15 protein-coding genes are annotated in these 18,595 nt (G+C 34.1%); 2 read left to right on the plus strand and 13 right to left on the minus strand.

The features are described 5' to 3' along the window. Positions 1–289: 289 nt before the first annotated feature. The 4 genes from KPF49_RS04520 to KPF49_RS04535 all read right to left on the minus strand — a co-directional run bounded on the left by KPF49_RS04520 (position 290) and on the right by KPF49_RS04535 (position 5,471). Positions 290–1,531 carry a peptidoglycan bridge formation glycyltransferase FemA/FemB family protein gene (locus KPF49_RS04520; RefSeq protein ID WP_183672788.1) on the minus strand — a complete coding sequence of 414 codons (1,242 nt, stop codon included), beginning with the start codon at positions 1,529–1,531 and terminating at the stop codon, positions 290–292. Positions 1,532–1,548: 17 nt separating this feature from the next. Then, on the minus strand, positions 1,549–2,826 hold the full coding sequence (locus tag KPF49_RS04525; RefSeq protein WP_183672787.1) for a peptidoglycan bridge formation glycyltransferase FemA/FemB family protein: 1,278 nt from the start codon (positions 2,824–2,826) through the stop codon (positions 1,549–1,551). 12 nt (positions 2,827–2,838) lie between these two features. After that, positions 2,839–4,077 carry an aminoacyltransferase gene (locus KPF49_RS04530; protein WP_183672786.1) on the minus strand — a complete coding sequence of 413 codons (1,239 nt, stop codon included), beginning with the start codon at positions 4,075–4,077 and terminating at the stop codon, positions 2,839–2,841. A 137-nt stretch (positions 4,078–4,214) separates the two neighbouring features. Next, positions 4,215–5,471 (minus strand): Y-family DNA polymerase, encoded by a 1,257-nt coding sequence (locus KPF49_RS04535; protein WP_183672785.1) that lies wholly within the window; start codon positions 5,469–5,471, stop codon positions 4,215–4,217. 138 nt (positions 5,472–5,609) lie between these two features. Here KPF49_RS04535 and KPF49_RS04540 point away from each other — a divergent pair, with 138 nt between their 5' ends. Then, positions 5,610–6,581 (plus strand): DUF1002 domain-containing protein, encoded by a 972-nt coding sequence (locus tag KPF49_RS04540; RefSeq protein WP_183672784.1) that lies wholly within the window; start codon positions 5,610–5,612, stop codon positions 6,579–6,581. A gap of 35 nt (positions 6,582–6,616) precedes the next feature. Here KPF49_RS04540 and KPF49_RS04545 read toward each other — a convergent pair whose 3' ends face one another. From KPF49_RS04545 to parE, 9 genes are all read right to left on the minus strand, one after another. Continuing rightward, positions 6,617–7,819, minus strand: a complete 1,203-nt coding sequence (locus KPF49_RS04545) for an ABC transporter permease (protein WP_183672783.1) — start codon at positions 7,817–7,819, stop codon at positions 6,617–6,619. Continuing rightward, the gene (locus tag KPF49_RS04550) at positions 7,812–8,711 is read right to left on the minus strand and encodes an ABC transporter ATP-binding protein (protein WP_183672782.1); all 900 of its coding nucleotides are present in this window, start codon (positions 8,709–8,711) and stop codon (positions 7,812–7,814) included. Before KPF49_RS04550 ends, KPF49_RS04545 begins: the two co-directional genes overlap by 8 nt. A gap of 77 nt (positions 8,712–8,788) precedes the next feature. After that, on the minus strand, positions 8,789–9,163 hold the full coding sequence (locus tag KPF49_RS04555; RefSeq protein WP_183672781.1) for a DUF3021 family protein: 375 nt from the start codon (positions 9,161–9,163) through the stop codon (positions 8,789–8,791). Then, a complete protein-coding gene (locus KPF49_RS04560) occupies positions 9,164–9,607 on the minus strand; it encodes a LytTR family DNA-binding domain-containing protein (RefSeq protein WP_183672780.1) in 444 nt (147 codons plus the stop codon). A 339-nt stretch (positions 9,608–9,946) separates the two neighbouring features. Next, positions 9,947–10,402: a hypothetical protein gene (locus KPF49_RS04565; RefSeq protein WP_183672779.1), complete on the minus strand. Its 456-nt coding sequence runs from the start codon at positions 10,400–10,402 to the stop codon at positions 9,947–9,949. A gap of 344 nt (positions 10,403–10,746) precedes the next feature. Beyond that, positions 10,747–12,501 (minus strand): GMC family oxidoreductase, encoded by a 1,755-nt coding sequence (locus KPF49_RS04570; protein WP_183672778.1) that lies wholly within the window; start codon positions 12,499–12,501, stop codon positions 10,747–10,749. Next, positions 12,494–13,294 carry a gluconate 2-dehydrogenase subunit 3 family protein gene (locus KPF49_RS04575; protein ID WP_183672777.1) on the minus strand — a complete coding sequence of 267 codons (801 nt, stop codon included), beginning with the start codon at positions 13,292–13,294 and terminating at the stop codon, positions 12,494–12,496. Before KPF49_RS04575 ends, KPF49_RS04570 begins: the two co-directional genes overlap by 8 nt. A 103-nt stretch (positions 13,295–13,397) precedes the next feature. Next, positions 13,398–15,806 carry a DNA topoisomerase IV subunit A gene (gene parC, locus KPF49_RS04580; RefSeq protein WP_183672776.1) on the minus strand — a complete coding sequence of 803 codons (2,409 nt, stop codon included), beginning with the start codon at positions 15,804–15,806 and terminating at the stop codon, positions 13,398–13,400. Continuing rightward, a complete protein-coding gene (gene parE, locus KPF49_RS04585) occupies positions 15,799–17,793 on the minus strand; it encodes a DNA topoisomerase IV subunit B (protein ID WP_183672775.1) in 1,995 nt (664 codons plus the stop codon). Before parE ends, parC begins: the two co-directional genes overlap by 8 nt. A gap of 168 nt (positions 17,794–17,961) precedes the next feature. On the opposite strand from parE, the gene plsY reads away from it, so the two are divergent. Further along, positions 17,962–18,549, plus strand: coding sequence for a glycerol-3-phosphate 1-O-acyltransferase PlsY (gene plsY / locus KPF49_RS04590; protein WP_183672774.1), 588 nt, complete (start codon positions 17,962–17,964; stop codon positions 18,547–18,549). Positions 18,550–18,595 lie beyond the last annotated feature (46 nt).

Consider the following 18,595-nt stretch of genomic DNA (forward strand, 5'->3'; position numbering starts at 1 on the left):
TGTGGTATTACACTATCTCTTTGGTTAACGGGCTATTTATCATAAATGATAGTATCATATTACACTATCTCTTCAGTTAGTAGGCTATTTATCGCAAGTCATAGTGTGGTATTACACTATCTCTTTGGTTAACGGACTATTTATCATAAGTAATAGTATCTTATTACACTATCTCTTTGGTTAGCGGGTGATTTATCATAAGTAATAGTTACCTATTACACCAACTCTTATGATAACGAATCAAATCACGTCCAATACAAAAAGAGAAGCACTAGTTGTGCTTCTCTTTTTATCTTACTTTATCGATTAAGGTTTTCGCTTTATAAATGACTGGTCGATTTACAATTGAAAATGTTCCAGGTAGTTCTTCGATTGATGCGTTATATCCTTGTTTAAATCTAAATACACCGTAATCACTTGCGTCTTCATGGAAGTTACCTGTGATTCCAAACATATTAAAACGCTCAAGACCAAGTTCTTTTGCTTTTTTAATCATTTCCCATGTCACGAAGTTTGTTCCTAAATACTGAGAGTGTTCTGGATAACTACCACTGTATAAATAGACCATTTCATTATTGTTGTAGTAATACATACCGACAGATAAGTCGATTAAACCGCCATATTCGTCTCGATGTTTCTCAGCTTCTCTAAGTCTTTTCTCTCTACTTTTCACGAGATTTTTTTGTTCATTTAATCGTTTCTTTTCACCGCGCGTAATCGTTTCTTTTTGTTCTAATTCTTTTAGCGCTTCGGTTAATTCTTTTAACTCTTTCGTTAACTCATCGATATATTGATCAAGATCAATTTGTGATAACACGATATACGACTTATCTTGTAAACTTTTCAACTGTGCTTTAATTCTCGACTCTGGAATTTCGTCAAATCCTAGTCGCGCCTCTGTATCTTTATAGATTTCTATGAAGCGGTCGTATTCTGATTCATCAAGATATTTAAGCTTTAACGGCAGCATTTCACTTTGGCGTGTATTGTAACGAGTTGTGCGGTCCATATTTTTTAAAATTTCATCTAGACTACCACTAATATCTACAACGGATAGAAATCTAATACTTTCTCCAAAAATCATTTGTCTCGTAAATCCGTGGTGTTTAAATCCATTTCTAGAGAATATCCTTATAATTTCTTTGTTATTTTTTGGATCATTTTCTATTACATTCCCATCTCTATTTCTCATTTGATAGATTGTATACGGAGAAAATGTAAGAGTAACTGCACCTTTAGATTTTGCGAAATCATCAATTCCTTTTATAAAGCGTTCTAACTTTTCATTTGTAAAGTCTTCAATCACAGGACCAGAATGCGTAGACATCGCGTTAAATGATCTTAAAAAAGGATACTCACTAATTAATGATACGCCGATAAGATTTGCTTCTTCTTTTAAGCCGAGTAAATATGTTTTTGTATGCTCTTTAACATAATCATAATATAATTCGTCGTGCATAAAATGATACATATCATTATAGTTTTTCATAAACGTATAAAATTCTTGTTCAGAAATTTCTTCAACTTTCATTAGACTCGCACCCTTTACTATCTTTTACCGAGTTTTTGCTCTAATTTCACTTTTACTTTAAACGCATTATGAACAACAGGATTAATCACTTTCACAAAGTCACCAACAAGCTCTTCGATTTCAGCATCAAATCCACGTTTGAAGCGGTATACACCGTAGTCCTCTCCGTCTTCACTAAAGTCACCGGATACACCGTAGAAGTTATAGCGAGCAATATCGTGGTCCATTGCATGTTTCATCATCTCAAGATGCATCATATATGGTCCTACAAACATATTAAACTCTTCACTTGACGCTCCTGCGTTATAGACGAGTTCGTAAGGTGTTACAAAGTATACTCCACTACCGAGATTTAATACGTTACCGTGTACTTCTTTAAATTCTTTCGATTTTTCAAGATCGTTTACGTGACCTTCAATATTTCTTTCTAACTCTTTAATTTTATTTAATGTTTTTTTGTTTTGGTTTTCTTTTTGTTCTTGCTTTTCTTTTTGTTTTTCTAATTTCTCAATTTCTTTTTCAGTTTGGTCGATAAATTGATCTAATTCAATATAAGCAAGTGGGACAAGTACTTTATCGCCATATGCTTTTTTAAACTGCTTAAAGTACTTTTCAGGGTCTTCATTCACGAAGAAATCTTGACGCTCTGCAGTGTGTAAGTACATATCGACAAAGATATCCATTTCATCTACTTCTAAGAAACGAACTTTAACTCCAAATCGTTTTGCTTTTCGAATATTTCTTCTACGTAAGTTATCAAAAGATTTTACTAATTCATCTTCATTTTTAAATTTGCTCACGTCTAAGACACTCATCCAGCGTGCTTGTGACGTATTTGAGTAACCTCTTGTAAATCCTTGATGAACGTAACCCATATTTTCTAATAACTGAATAACCTCATCACGATTTTCGTAATCATTATACGGCTCGACGTCCTTATCGTATTTTTTATAAATCCAGTTCGGGTCAACCTTTACGTAAGACGCATTATTTTCTTTTAAATATTCAGTTAAACCAGCAAAATATGCACGTACTAAACTTAAGTTATCATAGTCAAGTACAGGTCCACGGTTAGAATAATAGAAATATTTGCCTAAAATTGTCGGCTCTTTTGTAAATAAACCTGCTGCTAAGACGTTTCCATCGTTATCTTTTAACCCGAGTAATTCTACTTCAAAACGCCCGTCATTTAAGCGGTTATCTTTATTTTCAATCATCTGGAAGAAGGCACTTTCGTGTCCTCCGTATTCTATAAAATCTGCATATTCTTTATTAGTTAATTGTACGAACTTCATTATATTATCTTCCTACCTTTTTAATAAGTGATATAACTTATCTAATGTTCCGTTAATTGGTTTTACAAAGTCACCAATATATTCGTTAACTGTTGCGTTAAATCCTTTTTTAAATTGGATGACACCGTAATCTTCAGCATCTTCAGTAAATTTACCACTAATACCATAGAAGTTATAAATGTCTACATCATGCTCTAAAGCGTATTTAATCATTTCCCACTGAATTGCGTAACTTCCAGCAAAGTGTCTAAATTCATTTGCAGTGCCTCCTGCTAAATATGCAACTTCGTGTGGTGTATTAATATAATAGCTCGCTGCAACTGGGAGTTCTTTACCGTGGGTTTCACGTAGTTTAACCCCTTCATTAAATTTCTTCTCGATATTAGCGAGTTGTTCGTTAAAGTTTTTCACTTTATTTTGTGCTTTTTTATTATCTGGATGACGATCTGCTTGCTTCTTTGCTTTATTTAAATCTTTTTGCATTTTAGCGACTTCTTTTTCTAAAGTATCAACGTATTCATCTAAATCGACATAAGCAAGTGGAATCATCACATTATCTTTAAAATATTTCTTTCTAGATTTATAAAATGCAGGTCCACGATCGAAGAATTCTTTCATTTCACTCGTGTCTTCCATAAAATCTGTAAATATATCGATATCTTCTAAACCGAGGTATTTCACTTTAATACCATCTTTTTCAGCTCTACGAATGTTACGTTTACGTAGTTGGTCGAAATTTTTAAAGATTTCTTCTTCAGTTTTATCTTTTAAATCTAACGTTGAGTGCCATCTAATTTGAGTGTCTTTACTAAATCCGACAGTGAATCCGTCGTGTGTGTAGCCAAGTTCTTTAAACCAATCAAATAATTGCACATTTTCTTTTTCTTCTAAAATATTACCATCGTGATCACGCACGTTTAAAATGACGTATGGATCCACACGAAGATAAACAACCTTTTTATCTTTTAAAAATTCTTCTAACCCTCTAAAAAATGCTTTAACTATTCTATGATCAGAATAATCAAGTACAGGTCCTCTATTCGTATACGCAAAGTTAAAGAATTTCATAACGCGGCCAAGCGTAACTAAACAGGCTGCTTTTACTTCACCGTTATGTTTTAAACCAACGAAGTAACTCTTTGTACCTTCTTCTACTTTTAAGCGGTAATTATCTAACGTTTGAGTAAAATGACTAAAATGTTCAGTCGTATATTGCTCAAATTCTCTTTCAGTAAGTTCTACAAACTCCATTAATTTCAATCCTTTTTCGAATGCTCTCTTTAAATTCCGTTTAAAGTATAGCATTTTTTCACTACTCTATTCTATTCAAAGCTAAATTTCTAAGTGAATATCCAATCTATTATTATAGCATAATTTATGTGAAGTTTTTAGCGCTTATGTCCTGCAATAAGTCCCTCTCTAAGTTTTAACGTCGATGCTTCTGTCATACTTAACGCGCGCATCACACTTAATGTTCCGTATTTAATTTTTAGTTCATCGATTGTCTTTAATAATTGTTCACGTTTTTCATCATTTTCTTTAAACAAATTGCCTTGAATATACTTGTTGCTGATTAAGTTCGTTAAACTTACACTAATCGTTCGGTACAATGCACTTTCATCTGCAATCTTTTTAAGACGAATCCAAATACCAAACATCACTTCGTTCTCGTCATGCGTTCCTTCGTCAATTGTAAACTGCTGACGATACGATTTACCGTATTTTGTAGTCACTTGAAATTGAATCGTGCGTGCAAAACGATTCATTAACCGGAGTCTATGAATAACTTCATCGACGTGTTCAAGTATGACGACATATAGTTCATGAAACTCATAATCTCTCATTAAAATTTGACTCTTAGCGATTGTCGGACTTTTTGCATTGTATTTTTCGCTTAACTTACTAAAATCTAGACCGTTAGCATGCATATGCCAGTCGATTCCAATCACACCGAAATCTTTTTTTAAATATTCTACCGGGTAAAGGGCTAAATCTTTCACTGTAAAAATACCACGCTGATTTAATTTCTTTTCTGAACGTTTATTAATACCAAAAAAATTTCTAAGCGGTGAAATCGGCCATAACTTTTCAGCGATATCATGATATCGCCACTCTGTAATCCCATTTGGCATCTTTTTCGCTTCAATATCTAGTGATACTTTACTTAACAAAACGTTATCACCAATACCAATCGCACATTCAATGAGTGTTTCTCTATAAATATGTGCTTTTAAAATTTCTGCAAGTTCATACGGTGTTTCAGCAAAGAGATGATAACTATCTGTCACATCCATAAAAAATTCATCGATAGAATATTGATGAAAATCTTCAGGCGCAACATATTGTAACGCAATTTCAGTTATTTTTTTTGAATACGTTAAATATGTTTTCATCGATGGGTTAATCACTTTAATGTGGTCCGCTTTTGGAACTTCGAAATGTCTAGACCCTGTTTTAATACCAATTTCTTTCATTTTTGGTGTCGCTGCTAAAACGACAGATCCCTTTTCTTCAACATCACCAACGACCGCAAGGTACGTTGTTTTTGGATCCCATCCGTTCATCAAGCAAGATACACTCGCGAAAAAACTTTTTTGATCGATACAAAATATCTCTCTTTTTGGACATAAATAATAGTTATACATAAGCGTTCTCTCCTTAAAGCGAACATATGTTCTATATAAGGATAACACATTTTAACTCAGATGAAATACCTTATCTTTTGTATATCGCTAGTTAATATAGTATTCTTAAAGCAAATTTATATATGAGAGGTATGAACTATGAAAAAGTGGTTACTTATTTTAACATCTCTTTTACTTACATTTAGTTTATCTTCTAAAGCATTTGCTGCTTCAGAATGGAAAGAGAGTGTAACGATATATGGTGCGGGATTAGAAAATTCTCCGGATAAAGAAAAAATTACTCAGTTACTTGGTACAAAAGATTCAGATATTGTCGATTATGTTTACGGTAATGATACTGAAAAGTATATTAACTATAGATACGACGATAATATTTTATTCTCAAGTATTCGTATTATGGAGAAAAACTCTGGTGGGTTAAAAATTGACATCGACGAAACTTACGGTAAAATCACACAAATTAGCCCTGAGACTTACCAAAACGCGCTAATCACAGCTGGCGTCACTGATGCAGACGTAACAATTGCTGCACCACACGACGTTACTGGAGAATCAGCGTTAACAGGAATCTATAAAGCATACGAAGTTCAAGGCGAAAGTTTAAATACTGAATATACGAAAAACGCTCAAGATGAACTAAACACAATCTCAGATATCACGTCTGAAAACGAAGGTAAAGATGGCTACAGTGAATCTCAGTTAAATAAAGCCATTACTGAAATTAAAATTACGATCATTAACCAAATCAACGATGGTAAAGACTTAACTGAAGATGATGTTCGTCAAATTGTCGATGAAAAACTTAAAGACAACGGTTTACAAGACGTCATCACAGATAATCAGAAAAACCAGATTATTAATATTATCATTCAAATTAAAAACTCCGGATTCTTTAATGAAGACTCTGCAAGTAAAATTTTAGATAGCTCAAAAGACTTACTTAACCAAATTAAAGATAGTGACGCGTTTAAAGATGCTAAAGAGCAAGCGAAAAACTTAGGAAATGATATTAAAGATTTCTCTCAAAGTGAAGAAGGACAAGGACTTATCGAGTCAATTAAATCTTTCTTTAGATCACTTATTGATTCAATTAAAAATTTATTTAACTAAACAAAATGCCGATGGATATCCCATCGGCATTTATTTTACATGTTTTTCATCTTTTTAATCGATTTTAACATATTAGAATCATTCATTAACACGTTGCGTTTGTATACAGTTGTTGTCAAGAACAGTAACAATACAACTGAAATAGCGAGAATTACGATGCCGATATATATTACACTCATCGATGTATCTAAGTTAAGTAATCGCACCGGCATTGTAAACGGTGTAAAGAACGGGAAGTAACTACTTATTTTAAGAAGTGTTCCGTCACTATTCATAATGTTAAATAGACCGATATAAAATCCACCAATTGAAATAAATGTGAGTGGCATGAGTCCTTGTTGTAAATCTTCCATACGTGATATAAATGATCCGAGTAATGCTGCAAATATTAAGTATAGTAATAATCCGAGTATTAAAAATACGACAGAGTAAACAATAATTGGTACAGTTTGCTCATTTGAAACTAGTTCAAAGTCTGATAATGTTGCTTCTAGAGAAGACATTTTAAATGCAATAAGTCCTGAACCAATCACAATCAGTATCTGTGTGAAAGATACGAGTATAATCGCGCTTACTTTCGCTAAAACATGACGCGTCGGTGATATGCTTGAAACAATCATTTCAATCACTCGTGATGATTTCTCATGAGCAATTTCCGTTGCGATTTGACTCGCATATCCAATGATGATAAAGAACATAAGCATAATAACAGCGTAAATAACGACTATATTTAATAAGTTCTCACTTTCAAAAAATCCAGCTTCGTCTGTTTCATCGTCAGGATCACTACTTTTTACTGTTAAATCTGCACTTGAATCAAGTAAAGCTAAATCTTCTTTAGAAATATCAATCGCATTTGACACGTATAGTTTATTTAACTCATCGAGTGCGACTTCTATCGCTTGACGGTTATCGTTAGATAATTCCTCGTCAGTAGTTAACGTCGCTTTAATCGGTAGATCTTCAGAGTTAATTGTTAGTACGTTATTAGATTCTGACTCTATAATAATCGTATCATCGAACGATTTAATGACATCTGTAACAACTTCTCTATCTTCTTCTGTCGCTTCTATTGTTAGGGCTGTTTTTTCATCTTCACTATCAAATAGATTTAAAATTTTGTCGAAGTTCATACCTGCAAATACGAATGCAATAAGTAACAATGTCGTGATTATAAACGATTTTGATTTAACCTTTTGTTTATACGTCGACAGTAACGTCACTAAAAATTTATTCACCGCGCTCACCCACTTTACTTATAAATATTTCGTTTAATGTCGGATCTTTTACGCTAAACTCACTAAAGTAACCAAGTGGTGTAATACGCTCATAAATCGGTTGCGCGATTGTTTCATCTTCAATCTTTAACGTCACTAAATCATTTGACTCATTGTAAGATAAAACACCTGGATAATCCTTTAAAAATGATACGTCATGCGTACCACGAATTAATATCGTTTTTTGCTTATAGTCATCTTTAATTGACTGAATCGAACCTTCCGCAACTTGTGTGCCATGTTTTAAAATACAAATTGATTCACATAATTCTTCGACATGTTCCATACGGTGGGTACTAAAAATAATCGTTGCACCATTTTTATTTAACTCTTTGACAGCTTCTTTTAACAACTCTACATTAACCGGGTCTAATCCAGAAAACGGCTCATCGAGTATAAGTAGATTCGGATTATGAATAATACTCGCAATAAGCTGAATCTTTTGCTGGTTCCCTTTAGATAATGCACCAATCTTCTTATTCATGTTTTCAGATACGTTAAAACGTTCCAACCAATATTCTAGTTGTTTTTTAGCATCTTGTTTTGACATGTTTTTAAGTTGCGCAAGGTAAAGCACTTGTTCCTCGACTGTCAGTTTCGGATGTAGCCCGCGTTCTTCTGGTAAGTAGCCGATATAATCCGTAAAATTATAATCGATTTTTTTATCGTTAAACGTCACAGAGCCACTTGTCGGATTTAATATATTTAAAATCATACGAAACGTCGTCGTTTTCCCTGCACCGTTTCCACCGAGTAAACCGTACATTTCACCATCTTGAACATTAAAATTTAAATCATCTACAGCAGTAAAATCACCGAACTTTTTCGTCAAATGATTAATTCTTAGTCCCATAAGCACCATCCTAGTTATATTTGTATAGTATTTAGTATAACGTGAAACACCTTCAATATAAAAGTTCTCTAAGCATATTATTTATCATTTAATTTTTCGTTAATTTCTTTACTATCACGAATTGCCATAATAATAAATATACTTTGGACGATTAAAATAATGACAACGATTGAAGCGGCATAGAAAGATATATCAGTTAGAGTTGCTGAAATCCAGCCGTTCATGATCGCAACAGTAGTGAAAGCAACTGCACCAACAACGAGTTGTATGAGTCCAGCAAGAGGTGGTGGCATTTTAGTTAAATGTGCACAAGAGGCAAGTCCAATAAGTAAAGAGGCGATCCACACTGACACAATTTCTTTCGAAGGGTCTAAAATCATAAGTGAAACTAAATAGATAAAGCTCCCGATTAGTACAGATTGAACCATAAACTTTAATGCATTTCCTAACATTTAAATCCCCAACCTTTCTTTTAAAATTGATACAAATCGTCTTGAAATATTGACCTTTTGTCCGTTCGAAATGACTGCAATTAAATTCCCAGAAAAAGATGGTTCGACTTTTTTAATCATCTGTATGTTCAACAACTCAAACTTCGATACTTGCATAAATGTATTCGAGTTCAATTCATCTAAAAACATCGTGAGACTTTTATACGTTTGTACTGTTTCTTTACTCGTATAAATCGTCAGGATTTTGTTATGGATTTCCGCACAAACGATATCCATCTTTTTAATGACGGTAAATTCATCATCAGATTTCACGGTGATGTTTTCCTTATCTTTTGTAAAATGATCGACATATGACAAGACCCGTGCGCCAGTAGTAGCATTTTGCGCGTGTACTTGTACTTCATCTTCTTCTAAACTACTATCAATAATAAGATTAACCTTCAATTTCAGCCCCTCCCTCACTTGCTAAATTCAGTATACAATTTAATTAAAAATTATAGTTAAAAAGTTCGTAAGTGGTAAAAATATCGGTATAACCGGTAAAAAAGCACTTCTCTTATAGTGAGAAGTGCTTATATTTAACATAATCATTGCTTTTAGTATGATATTTGTTAAATAAACAGTTTTATTTAACACTTTTTAGTTATTTGCCTTCAATTTTGTTAGATAAAAAGATATATTTAACAAAAATCAGTCCTACATTCTAAAATATGTTAATTATCCTGATATATCTATCATATTCCGAGAATTTTTGTTAAATAAGTTTAGATTAACCTAGCAACCTTACTTAAATTTCTCTTTATGATGTTCAATGATATCCGTATGACTATTCAACATGTCTTCACCTTTTTTGGTTAACACATTTTCTTCATCAACAAAACCTAAAGTCTTTAACCACTTTAATTCTTCTTTAAAATTTAAACCATACTCCTGTGAGAAGAACTTCGGTGCGCGTTTACGATTCACATTCTTAACCCACCAAAGCATAACGACGTGCCCGAACACTAACTCGTCATCATTAATAAACGTCATATACGATTTATGCGGCAATAACGTGTTAGACAATTTAATTTGCTTTAACAGATTATGCGCATCACCTTCAGATGAAATATACGGAATTTTATTGTATCCATCTTCACGATAATCTTTCTCGAGCTTCTCTCTAAGCGATAAAACACCATCACGCTCACGATCCTCACGACTTCTTTTAGAAAAGAAGAAATCTAAAAACTTCCCCACTACATTCACCTCTATAGAAACACTATTACCGTTTATAATAGCATAAGTTATTATTTCTTTTATATGGTTTAACTATTGCTTCATATCCATATACCTTTCATTTTACAAAAACAAAATTTCTAATCATGAATATGTTAATTAAATACTTTTATTTAACATATTTATCGATTAATCCATATTTTTGTTAGATAAAGTGATTTATTTAACAAATATAAGTAAAATGAATATAAATTCGCTAATTAAATTAATATTATTAATAAAATCCTTTACTTTTTGCTAATTAAAATTGGCCATTACAAAAACCCCTAAAACTAGTCTTCTAGTTCTAGGGGTTAAATAATATATTAAGCTTTTGCTGCTTTTTTCTCTTTTACTAATTGTCCGCCACCGTCGTCTAAGTATTTAAGAATACCTTCTGATGCACGGTATGCGAGTGCACCGATTGTTGGTGTTGGGTGGTGTCCTCCGAATTGAGGGAATGCTGATCCACCGACTACGAATAGGTTATCAACGTCCCACATTTGTAAGTAGTTGTTAACTGCTGAAGTTTCACTTGATTCACCCATGATAACTCCACCTGTGTAGTGTCCACCTTGATACTTGTGGTCAAATTCGTCTGGTACTTCGTCGTCTTCGATGTGGTCTGCACCCATTGCATCTAAGATTTCATGACATCTTTCTACACCGAACTTCGCGATGTTGCGTTCGTTGTCACCGAATTTGTAAGTGACGCGTAGTAACGGATCACCAAACTCATCTTTATATGTTGGATCTAAATCCGTATAGTTGTGGTAGTAAGATAAAGTACATGCAGAATACCAAACATGTAGCATACTATATGCATATTTTAGTGACTCTTCCTTAAACTCTTTACCCCAAGTTGGTGTGTCGCCTTTAATGTTTTGTCCACTAGTGATCGCACCAAATCCGTATTGACGTAATTCGATACATCCACCACCGATAAAGTCGAGGTCTGAGTGATCAAAGTTATCTGCTTGATAATCGTTTAAGCATGCACCGAGTGCTCCTGCACCCATGTAAAGATTGAACTTCTTATCGTCGAAGAATCCTCTTGCACCGTTAAACGCTGAGTTATATTGACCGTTGAAGTTACGTCCAATTACACCTTTACGAGTTTTTGGATCGTATTGTTCACCGATATCTGAAAGCATAAGTAGACGGTTGTTTGAAATTGCGAATGCTGCTAATACAACAACGTCTGCTGGTTGCTCGTATTCTTCACCTGTTACTAGGTCAGTATATAAAATACCTTCAGCTTTTTTAGAATCTTTGTCATAAATTACACGACGTGCTAAAGAGCTTGTACGTAACTCAAAGTTATCGTGTTTTAATGCTGTAGGAATAACTGTTGCTAGTGGGTCAGATTTCGCACTAAAGTCACATCCTGCACGCGTACAGAATGAACAGTACATACATTTATTAAGTTTTTCACCATCTGGGTTCTCATAGTTTGCAGACATGTTGCCTGATGCCATTTGGAATGGGTGTAAACCTAATTCTTTAGCCGCATCTTTAAATAATTTTAATGGAGGAGTTTCTTCCATTGGTGGGTTTGGCCACTCCATTTTACGCTCTGGAGCTAATGGGTCTTGCTCTCCACCGATACCCGCAGTTTTTTCCCATTTTTCATAGTATGGCTCTAATTCATCATAAGTAATTCCCCAGTCTTGAATAGACATTTCTTCAGGAATCTTATCTTTACCATAGCGTTCTTCTGTCATACTACGAATTTCAAAGTCATACGGCCAATAACGATATGTAGAACCTGCCCAGTGCACACTTGCACCACCAACGTCTACTCCGAGTTGGAAGTCTTTCATTGTACGAACTGGTAATGCAGTTTCGTCTAATTCGTTACGAGACGTCACTGTATCGCCTTTAAGGTTTTGCATAATTTCGAATCTATTATCAAAACGTAACTCATCTTTTACACCGATGTAGTCTTCACGATTTGCGTTTTCACCACGCTCAAGTGTAACTACTTTTTTACCAGCTTTTGCCATTTCTGCACTGACAACACCGCCAGCCCAGCCGGTACCTACGACTACTACGTCTACTTTATCTAATTTCTTAGCCATAAGTTACGCCTCCTCCTTGGTAATCTCTTAAACTTTCAGGCTCTAATTCTAAGAAGTCTTCTGAAGCAATATCGTTTTCCCATCCCATACGTGGACCAGGATATCCGATCATCTTCCAACCTTCCATGTTTCTGTTACCACCATATGCTGGGTCAGAATACACACCTTCAATAACAAGGTCTCTTAATAAACCGAAAAATGCTTCTGAACGCATACCTGGTGTATCAACATCACCTGATTCAAATTTTTTCAAGATGTCAATCATCTGATCTTCTTCGAGTTCATGGAATTTTTTGTCATGTTCTTCTTGACTGACATCAGTTAATTTTCTAAGACCGATAATCATCATTTCGCCACGTGTAATTCTTTCCTGACGACCATGAGTATCTGATTTCATTGGTTCAAATGGTCCTTGACGGTAATCAGTTGCGTTATGACCATAGTGACCATACAGTTGTCTATCGATGAAGTATGGCACACCTAGTTCAGTCGCACCTGGACCATTATCATCCTCTGGATATATTACGTCAGCAGCTGCTGCTAAGTTTTTAAAATCATCTTGACGACTAATATATGTACGTGCATCTTCAATTGGTAATGTGTCCGCTTGATTATCACCATTGCTTCCGCTATTGTCGCCGCCTTGGCCACTACCTGACTTATTATCACCATCTAAATTAAATCCAATAAGTCCACCAAGTAATGACCCACCGATTATACCACCGGTAGCCACACCAGTTGTTTTCAAGAAATCACGTCTTGAAAATTGCTTTTCACTATTGTTTTCTGGCATGTTAATTTCCCCCTTTTCATTAACATATATCTACTTTAAACCACTTATTAAAAAAGTACAACATGAAAAAGGCATTAACTATAAGTTAACGCCTTTTTACATTCTAAGAATAGATTGAAAATATAACTTTATCTATTTCCCCAAATGTGTCTTCATCTACTATAAATGATCCGTTAGAATACATTTCTGATAAACGAATATCCATTGCTTGTATATCTTCTCGATTTTCGTCACTTATTAATGACACTGTAAAGTCTTCTGTAAATAATCTTGCACGTAATACTTCATGTGGTTTTGACTTCACGTTTTTATATAATGCTCGCCCAACTTGACTACGTTTACCTATCTCAAATTCTTTAAGATTCGTACGTTTCACAGCTCCGCGGTTTGTTACAGATAATACGTAATCTTGATTTGTTGTTAAGTTTCCGCTGACAACCGCATCGTTTTCTTTAAGTGAAATACCTTTAACTCCTTTAGTTCTAAGGCCTGTGTCTGACACTTCATTAATGTTAAACATAAGTGAGATTCCTTGTTTTGTTAATAATAGTATATTTGATTCACCTTTAACTACATCAACGCTGACAACTTCATCATCTTTACTTAAGTTAATCGCACTAATCGCTCGATTAATTCTCGTCATTTCATGGTCTTTTAATGACGTACGTTTCACTTGGCCGTTTTTAGTTGTCATCACAATCGATTCATCGATATCAAACGAATCAATCTCATACGCAAATATTGGGTGCTCTTGACTATCTAAATTATATTTACTCGATAAATGAACCCCATGATCTTTCCAGCGGATATCTTCTAACTCATGGACGGGTATAATCATATAATTTCCTTTATTTGTAAATACGAGTAACGTTTCTAATGTATGACCTTCTTTAAAGAATAAAAGCTCATCGTCGTCTTTTTTACCGAGCTCTTCAAAAGGACTTGCACTAAAGCTTCTCGGGCTAGTACGTTTAATGTAACCATCGCGAGTGACGGTCACTACTGTGTCTTCCTCTCGAATAAGCATCTCACGACTCACTTCAAGTGACTCTATTTGGTCTTCAATCACTGTAAGACGTTCAGATTTAAATGTCTTTTTAACGTCTCTAAGTTCTTTTTTAATCACTTTTTTAAGTGTGCTTTCATTTTCAATAATATCTTTTAATGTATTAATTTCATATTCAAGATCGATATGTTCGTTTTCTAAATCAACAATGTCCGTATTTGTTAAACGATATAGCTGCAACATAACGATTGCCTCTGCTTGCTTTTCAGTGAAATCGTAAGCATTCATTAAGTTTTCTTTCGCACTACGCTTGTTTTCTGATTCACGAATTATTCGAATCACTTCATCTAAAATAGACAGTGCGCGCATTAAGCCCTCAATAATATGCATTCTTTTTGAAGCCGTATCGAGTAAATACTTAGAACGTCTTAAAACAACTTCTTTTTGGTGCTCAACATACGCGACGAGTATATCTTTTAAACTTAATAATTTAGGACGTCTATTATCGATTGCAACCATGTTAAAGTTATAAGAAATTTGTAAGTTTGTTTTCTTATATAAGTAGTTTAGAATTGCATTAACATTAGAATCTTTTCTTAATTCTATTATGACTCTTAAACCGTCACGGTCCGTTTCATCTCTTACTTCTAGCATACCATCGACTGCTTTATCGATAATAATTTCATCAATTTTTTTTACTAAATTTGCTTTATTGATCTCAAATGGTAATTCAGTAATGACTAGTTGAACTTTATCTCCACGCATCTTTTCAACATCTACTTTAGCGCGAACAACGATTCGGCCTTGTCCAGTTTCATATGCTTTTTTTAATTCTTTTTTACCTTGAATAATACCACCTGTTGGAAAATCCGGTCCTGGCATAATCTCAAGTAATTCGTCAATTTTAACTGTTGGTTTATCAATCACTTTAAGTGTTGCATTTATTACTTCTTCTAAGTTATGTGGCGGAATATCTGTTGCATAACCTGCTGAAATACCTGTTGAGCCGTTCACTAAAATATTTGGGAATTTAGAGGGTAATACAGTAGGTTCTTGTGTCGTATCATCAAAGTTATCAATAAAATCTACCGTATCTTTATTAATATCACTTAATAGTTCTTGAGATAAATGAGATAAACGAGCTTCAGTATAACGCATCGCTGCTGGTGGGTCACCGTCTACCGATCCTTTGTTTCCGTGTATTTGAACGAGTTCTTCACGCATCTTCCAGTCTTGACCGAGACGAATCATCGCGTCATAAATACTAGATTCTCCGTGTGGGTGGTAGTTACCAATAACATTACCAACCGTTTTTGCAGATTTACGGTATCCTTTATCAAACGTATTACCATCTTTATACATTGCGTATAAAATACGACGTTGTACTGGTTTTAAACCGTCACGAACGTCTGGGATTGCACGGTCTTGAATTACATATTTACTATATCGTCCGAAACGATCTCCAATTACATCTTCAAGCTTTAATTGCTGAATTTGTTTATGCATCACTATCTCCCTCCTCTAAAATATCAATTTGATCACTATCTAAAATAGAAATATCATCACCTAAAGTGAAACTAACATTTTCTTCAATCCAGTCACGACGAATCGAAACGTTATCTCCCATTAAAGTCGATACACGTTTTAATGATAGTGCCTCATCATCAACGAGCACCTGAATTAACGTACGGTTTTCTGGATCCATTGTCGTTTCCCATAACTGATCAGCCATCATTTCCCCGAGACCTTTATAACGCTGAATTTCAACGTTATCATTTAGTTCTTCTCTCATTTCAAGTAGTTCTTCTTCTGTCCATACATATCGTACATCTTTTTTCTTACCACGTTTAGACTCTAATTTGAATAACGGTGGTAACGCGATGTAAATTTTACCTGCTTCAAATAACGGACGCATATAATTAAAGAAAAAAGTAAGTAATAGTACTTGAATATGTGCACCATCTGTATCAGCATCTGTCATTATAATAATTTTGTCGTAATTCACTTCGTCAATGTCAAACTCGTTACCGACTCCAGCACCTATCGTATGAATAATCGTATTAATTTCTTCATTTTTAAAAATATCTTCAAAGCGAGCACGCTCTGTGTTAATCACTTTACCTCTTAGCGGTAAAATCGCTTGGAATTTTCTATCTCTACCGAGTTTCGCAGATCCTCCAGCAGAATCTCCCTCAACTAAAAACAGTTCGTTTTTCTTTCTATTTCTACTTTGAGCTGGTGTTAATTTACCAGATAAAAGCGCATCTTTACGTTTTGATTTTTTACCACTACGCATATCTTCACGCGCTTTACGTGCAGCTTCACGAACTTGTCTTGCCTTAATTGCTTTTTTCACAAGTTCAGAAGAAACAACACCGTTTTCTTCTAATACATATGGTAAATTCTCATTTAGCACGTAATCCATTAACTGTCTCGCTTCAGGCGTTCCGAGTTTACCTTTCGTTTGTCCTTCAAACTGAAGCAGTTCTTCAGGAATCTTAACTGATATAACCGCAGTTAAACCTTCGCGAATATCGTTACCTTCTAGATTTTTATCTTTTTCTTTTAACTCGCCAATTTTACGCGCAAACTCATTAAAAATACGTGTAAATGCTGATTTAAAACCAACCTCATGTGTTCCTCCGTCTTTAGTACGGACGTTATTAACAAAACTCATGACAGTTTCCGTATATTGATCGTTGTATTGGAACGCAACATCTGCTTGCATACCGTTATAGCTACCACTAAATGCAACTGGGGTACCGAAACTCTCTTTACCTTCATGTAAGAAATTGATAAAAGAAATTAAGCCTTCTTCATAATGAAATTCTTCAGTACGGTCAGTTTTTTCATCTTTAATAGATACTTTTAAGTTCTTTTCTAAAAATGCAGATTCTCTCATACGTTCAACAATTGTCTCAAAGTTAAACTGAACACCAGCCTTAAACACTTCTTGGTCTGGTTTAAATGTTACTGACGTACCTGTACGGTTTGTATTGCCTATTTTTTTAAGTGGTTCGTTTACATGACCACCATTTTTAAACGACATAAAGTATTTTTTACCGTCTCTAAAGATTTCTAGTTCTAACCACTCAGACAATGCATTTACTACAGATGCACCAACACCGTGAAGTCCTCCTGACGTCTTATATCCACCAGAACCAAATTTACCTCCAGCGTGAAGTACTGTAAAAATAACTTCAGGTGTCGATTTACCACTACTATGTTTACCTGTCGGTAACCCACGTCCATTATCCGTAATTGTAATACTATCGTCTTTATGAATTGTAATATCTATTTTGTCACCAAAGCCGTTAATAATCTCATCAACAGCGTTATCTGTAATCTCATATACTAAATGATGCAAACCTCTAGCGTCCGTTGAACCGATATACATACCCGGACGTTTACGAACCGCATCTAGACCTTCTAAAATTTGGATGGAATCATCCGTATAATTTGAATTTGCCAAAAGTGTTCCTCCTACAAACATACGTTCGAATTAAAAATCTCTTCTTATATTTTATAGCACTTAAATGATTTTGCAAACCATATATATAAAAGTTAACATAATTATATTATTGACACTTCATAAATTAATAAAATATTTTATTAATTTATGTTAATATATTATTACCTAGTAATAAAATGAGGGTGAAATATGGAGTTTTCAACAATAGCTTTATTAATTCTTTCATATTTAATTGGATCTATTCCATTTGCTTTAATTATCGGTAAGATATTTTTTGATATAGATATAAGAAATCATGGTAGTGGAAATATTGGCACGACAAACACGTTTAGAATTTTAGGGAAAAAAGCTGGTATTATCGTACTCATTTTAGACTTTTTAAAAGGTATGATACCCGTTTATATTGCAATGTTAGCAAATACAGAGTTACCACTGATTTTATTTGGACTATGTGCAGCACTTGGACATGTCTATTCTATCTTTTTAAAATTTAAAGGTGGTAAAGCTGTTGCTACAGGTGCTGGAGTTATACTCGCAGTTCAACCATTAATATTTTTAATCTTACTGACTGCATTTTTAATTACATTATACATATCTAAGTACGTGTCTCTTGGAAGTATCGTCGGTGTCACAACTTTATTCATATTGTCATTATTTACAGATGACTTAACATTAAAGCTCGTATCATTACTATTATTAATTATTATCATCTATAAACATTTACCAAATATAAAAAGAATTATGAATAAAACGGAGCCAAAAGTTAAATTATTTTAAAAATAATTTAAGCTCAAATTAAAAAGCCAAGACATTTGTCTTGGCT

The organism is Nosocomiicoccus ampullae (assembly GCF_019357495.1).
GTDB classification, from domain to species: Bacteria; Bacillota; Bacilli; order Staphylococcales; family Salinicoccaceae; genus Nosocomiicoccus; species Nosocomiicoccus ampullae.

Excerpts from the sequence above, each read along its gene's own strand:
- KPF49_RS04520 (WP_183672788.1), bottom strand. The coding sequence starts at position 1,531 with ATGAAAGTTGAAGAAATTTCTGAACAAGAATTTTATACGTTTATGAAA.
- KPF49_RS04525 (WP_183672787.1), bottom strand. The coding sequence starts at position 2,826 with ATGAAGTTCGTACAATTAACTAATAAAGAATATGCAGATTTTATAGAA.
- KPF49_RS04530 (WP_183672786.1), bottom strand. The coding sequence starts at position 4,077 with ATGGAGTTTGTAGAACTTACTGAAAGAGAATTTGAGCAATATACGACT.
- KPF49_RS04535 (WP_183672785.1), bottom strand. The coding sequence starts at position 5,471 with ATGTATAACTATTATTTATGTCCAAAAAGAGAGATATTTTGTATCGAT.
- KPF49_RS04540 (WP_183672784.1), top strand. The coding sequence starts at position 5,610 with ATGAAAAAGTGGTTACTTATTTTAACATCTCTTTTACTTACATTTAGT.
- KPF49_RS04550 (WP_183672782.1), bottom strand. The coding sequence starts at position 8,711 with ATGGGACTAAGAATTAATCATTTGACGAAAAAGTTCGGTGATTTTACT.
- KPF49_RS04555 (WP_183672781.1), bottom strand. The coding sequence starts at position 9,163 with ATGTTAGGAAATGCATTAAAGTTTATGGTTCAATCTGTACTAATCGGG.
- KPF49_RS04570 (WP_183672778.1), bottom strand. The coding sequence starts at position 12,501 with ATGGCTAAGAAATTAGATAAAGTAGACGTAGTAGTCGTAGGTACCGGC.
- KPF49_RS04575 (WP_183672777.1), bottom strand. The coding sequence starts at position 13,294 with ATGCCAGAAAACAATAGTGAAAAGCAATTTTCAAGACGTGATTTCTTG.
- parC (WP_183672776.1), bottom strand. The coding sequence starts at position 15,806 with ATGCATAAACAAATTCAGCAATTAAAGCTTGAAGATGTAATTGGAGAT.
- parE (WP_183672775.1), bottom strand. The coding sequence starts at position 17,793 with ATGTTTGTAGGAGGAACACTTTTGGCAAATTCAAATTATACGGATGAT.
- plsY (WP_183672774.1), top strand. The coding sequence starts at position 17,962 with ATGGAGTTTTCAACAATAGCTTTATTAATTCTTTCATATTTAATTGGA.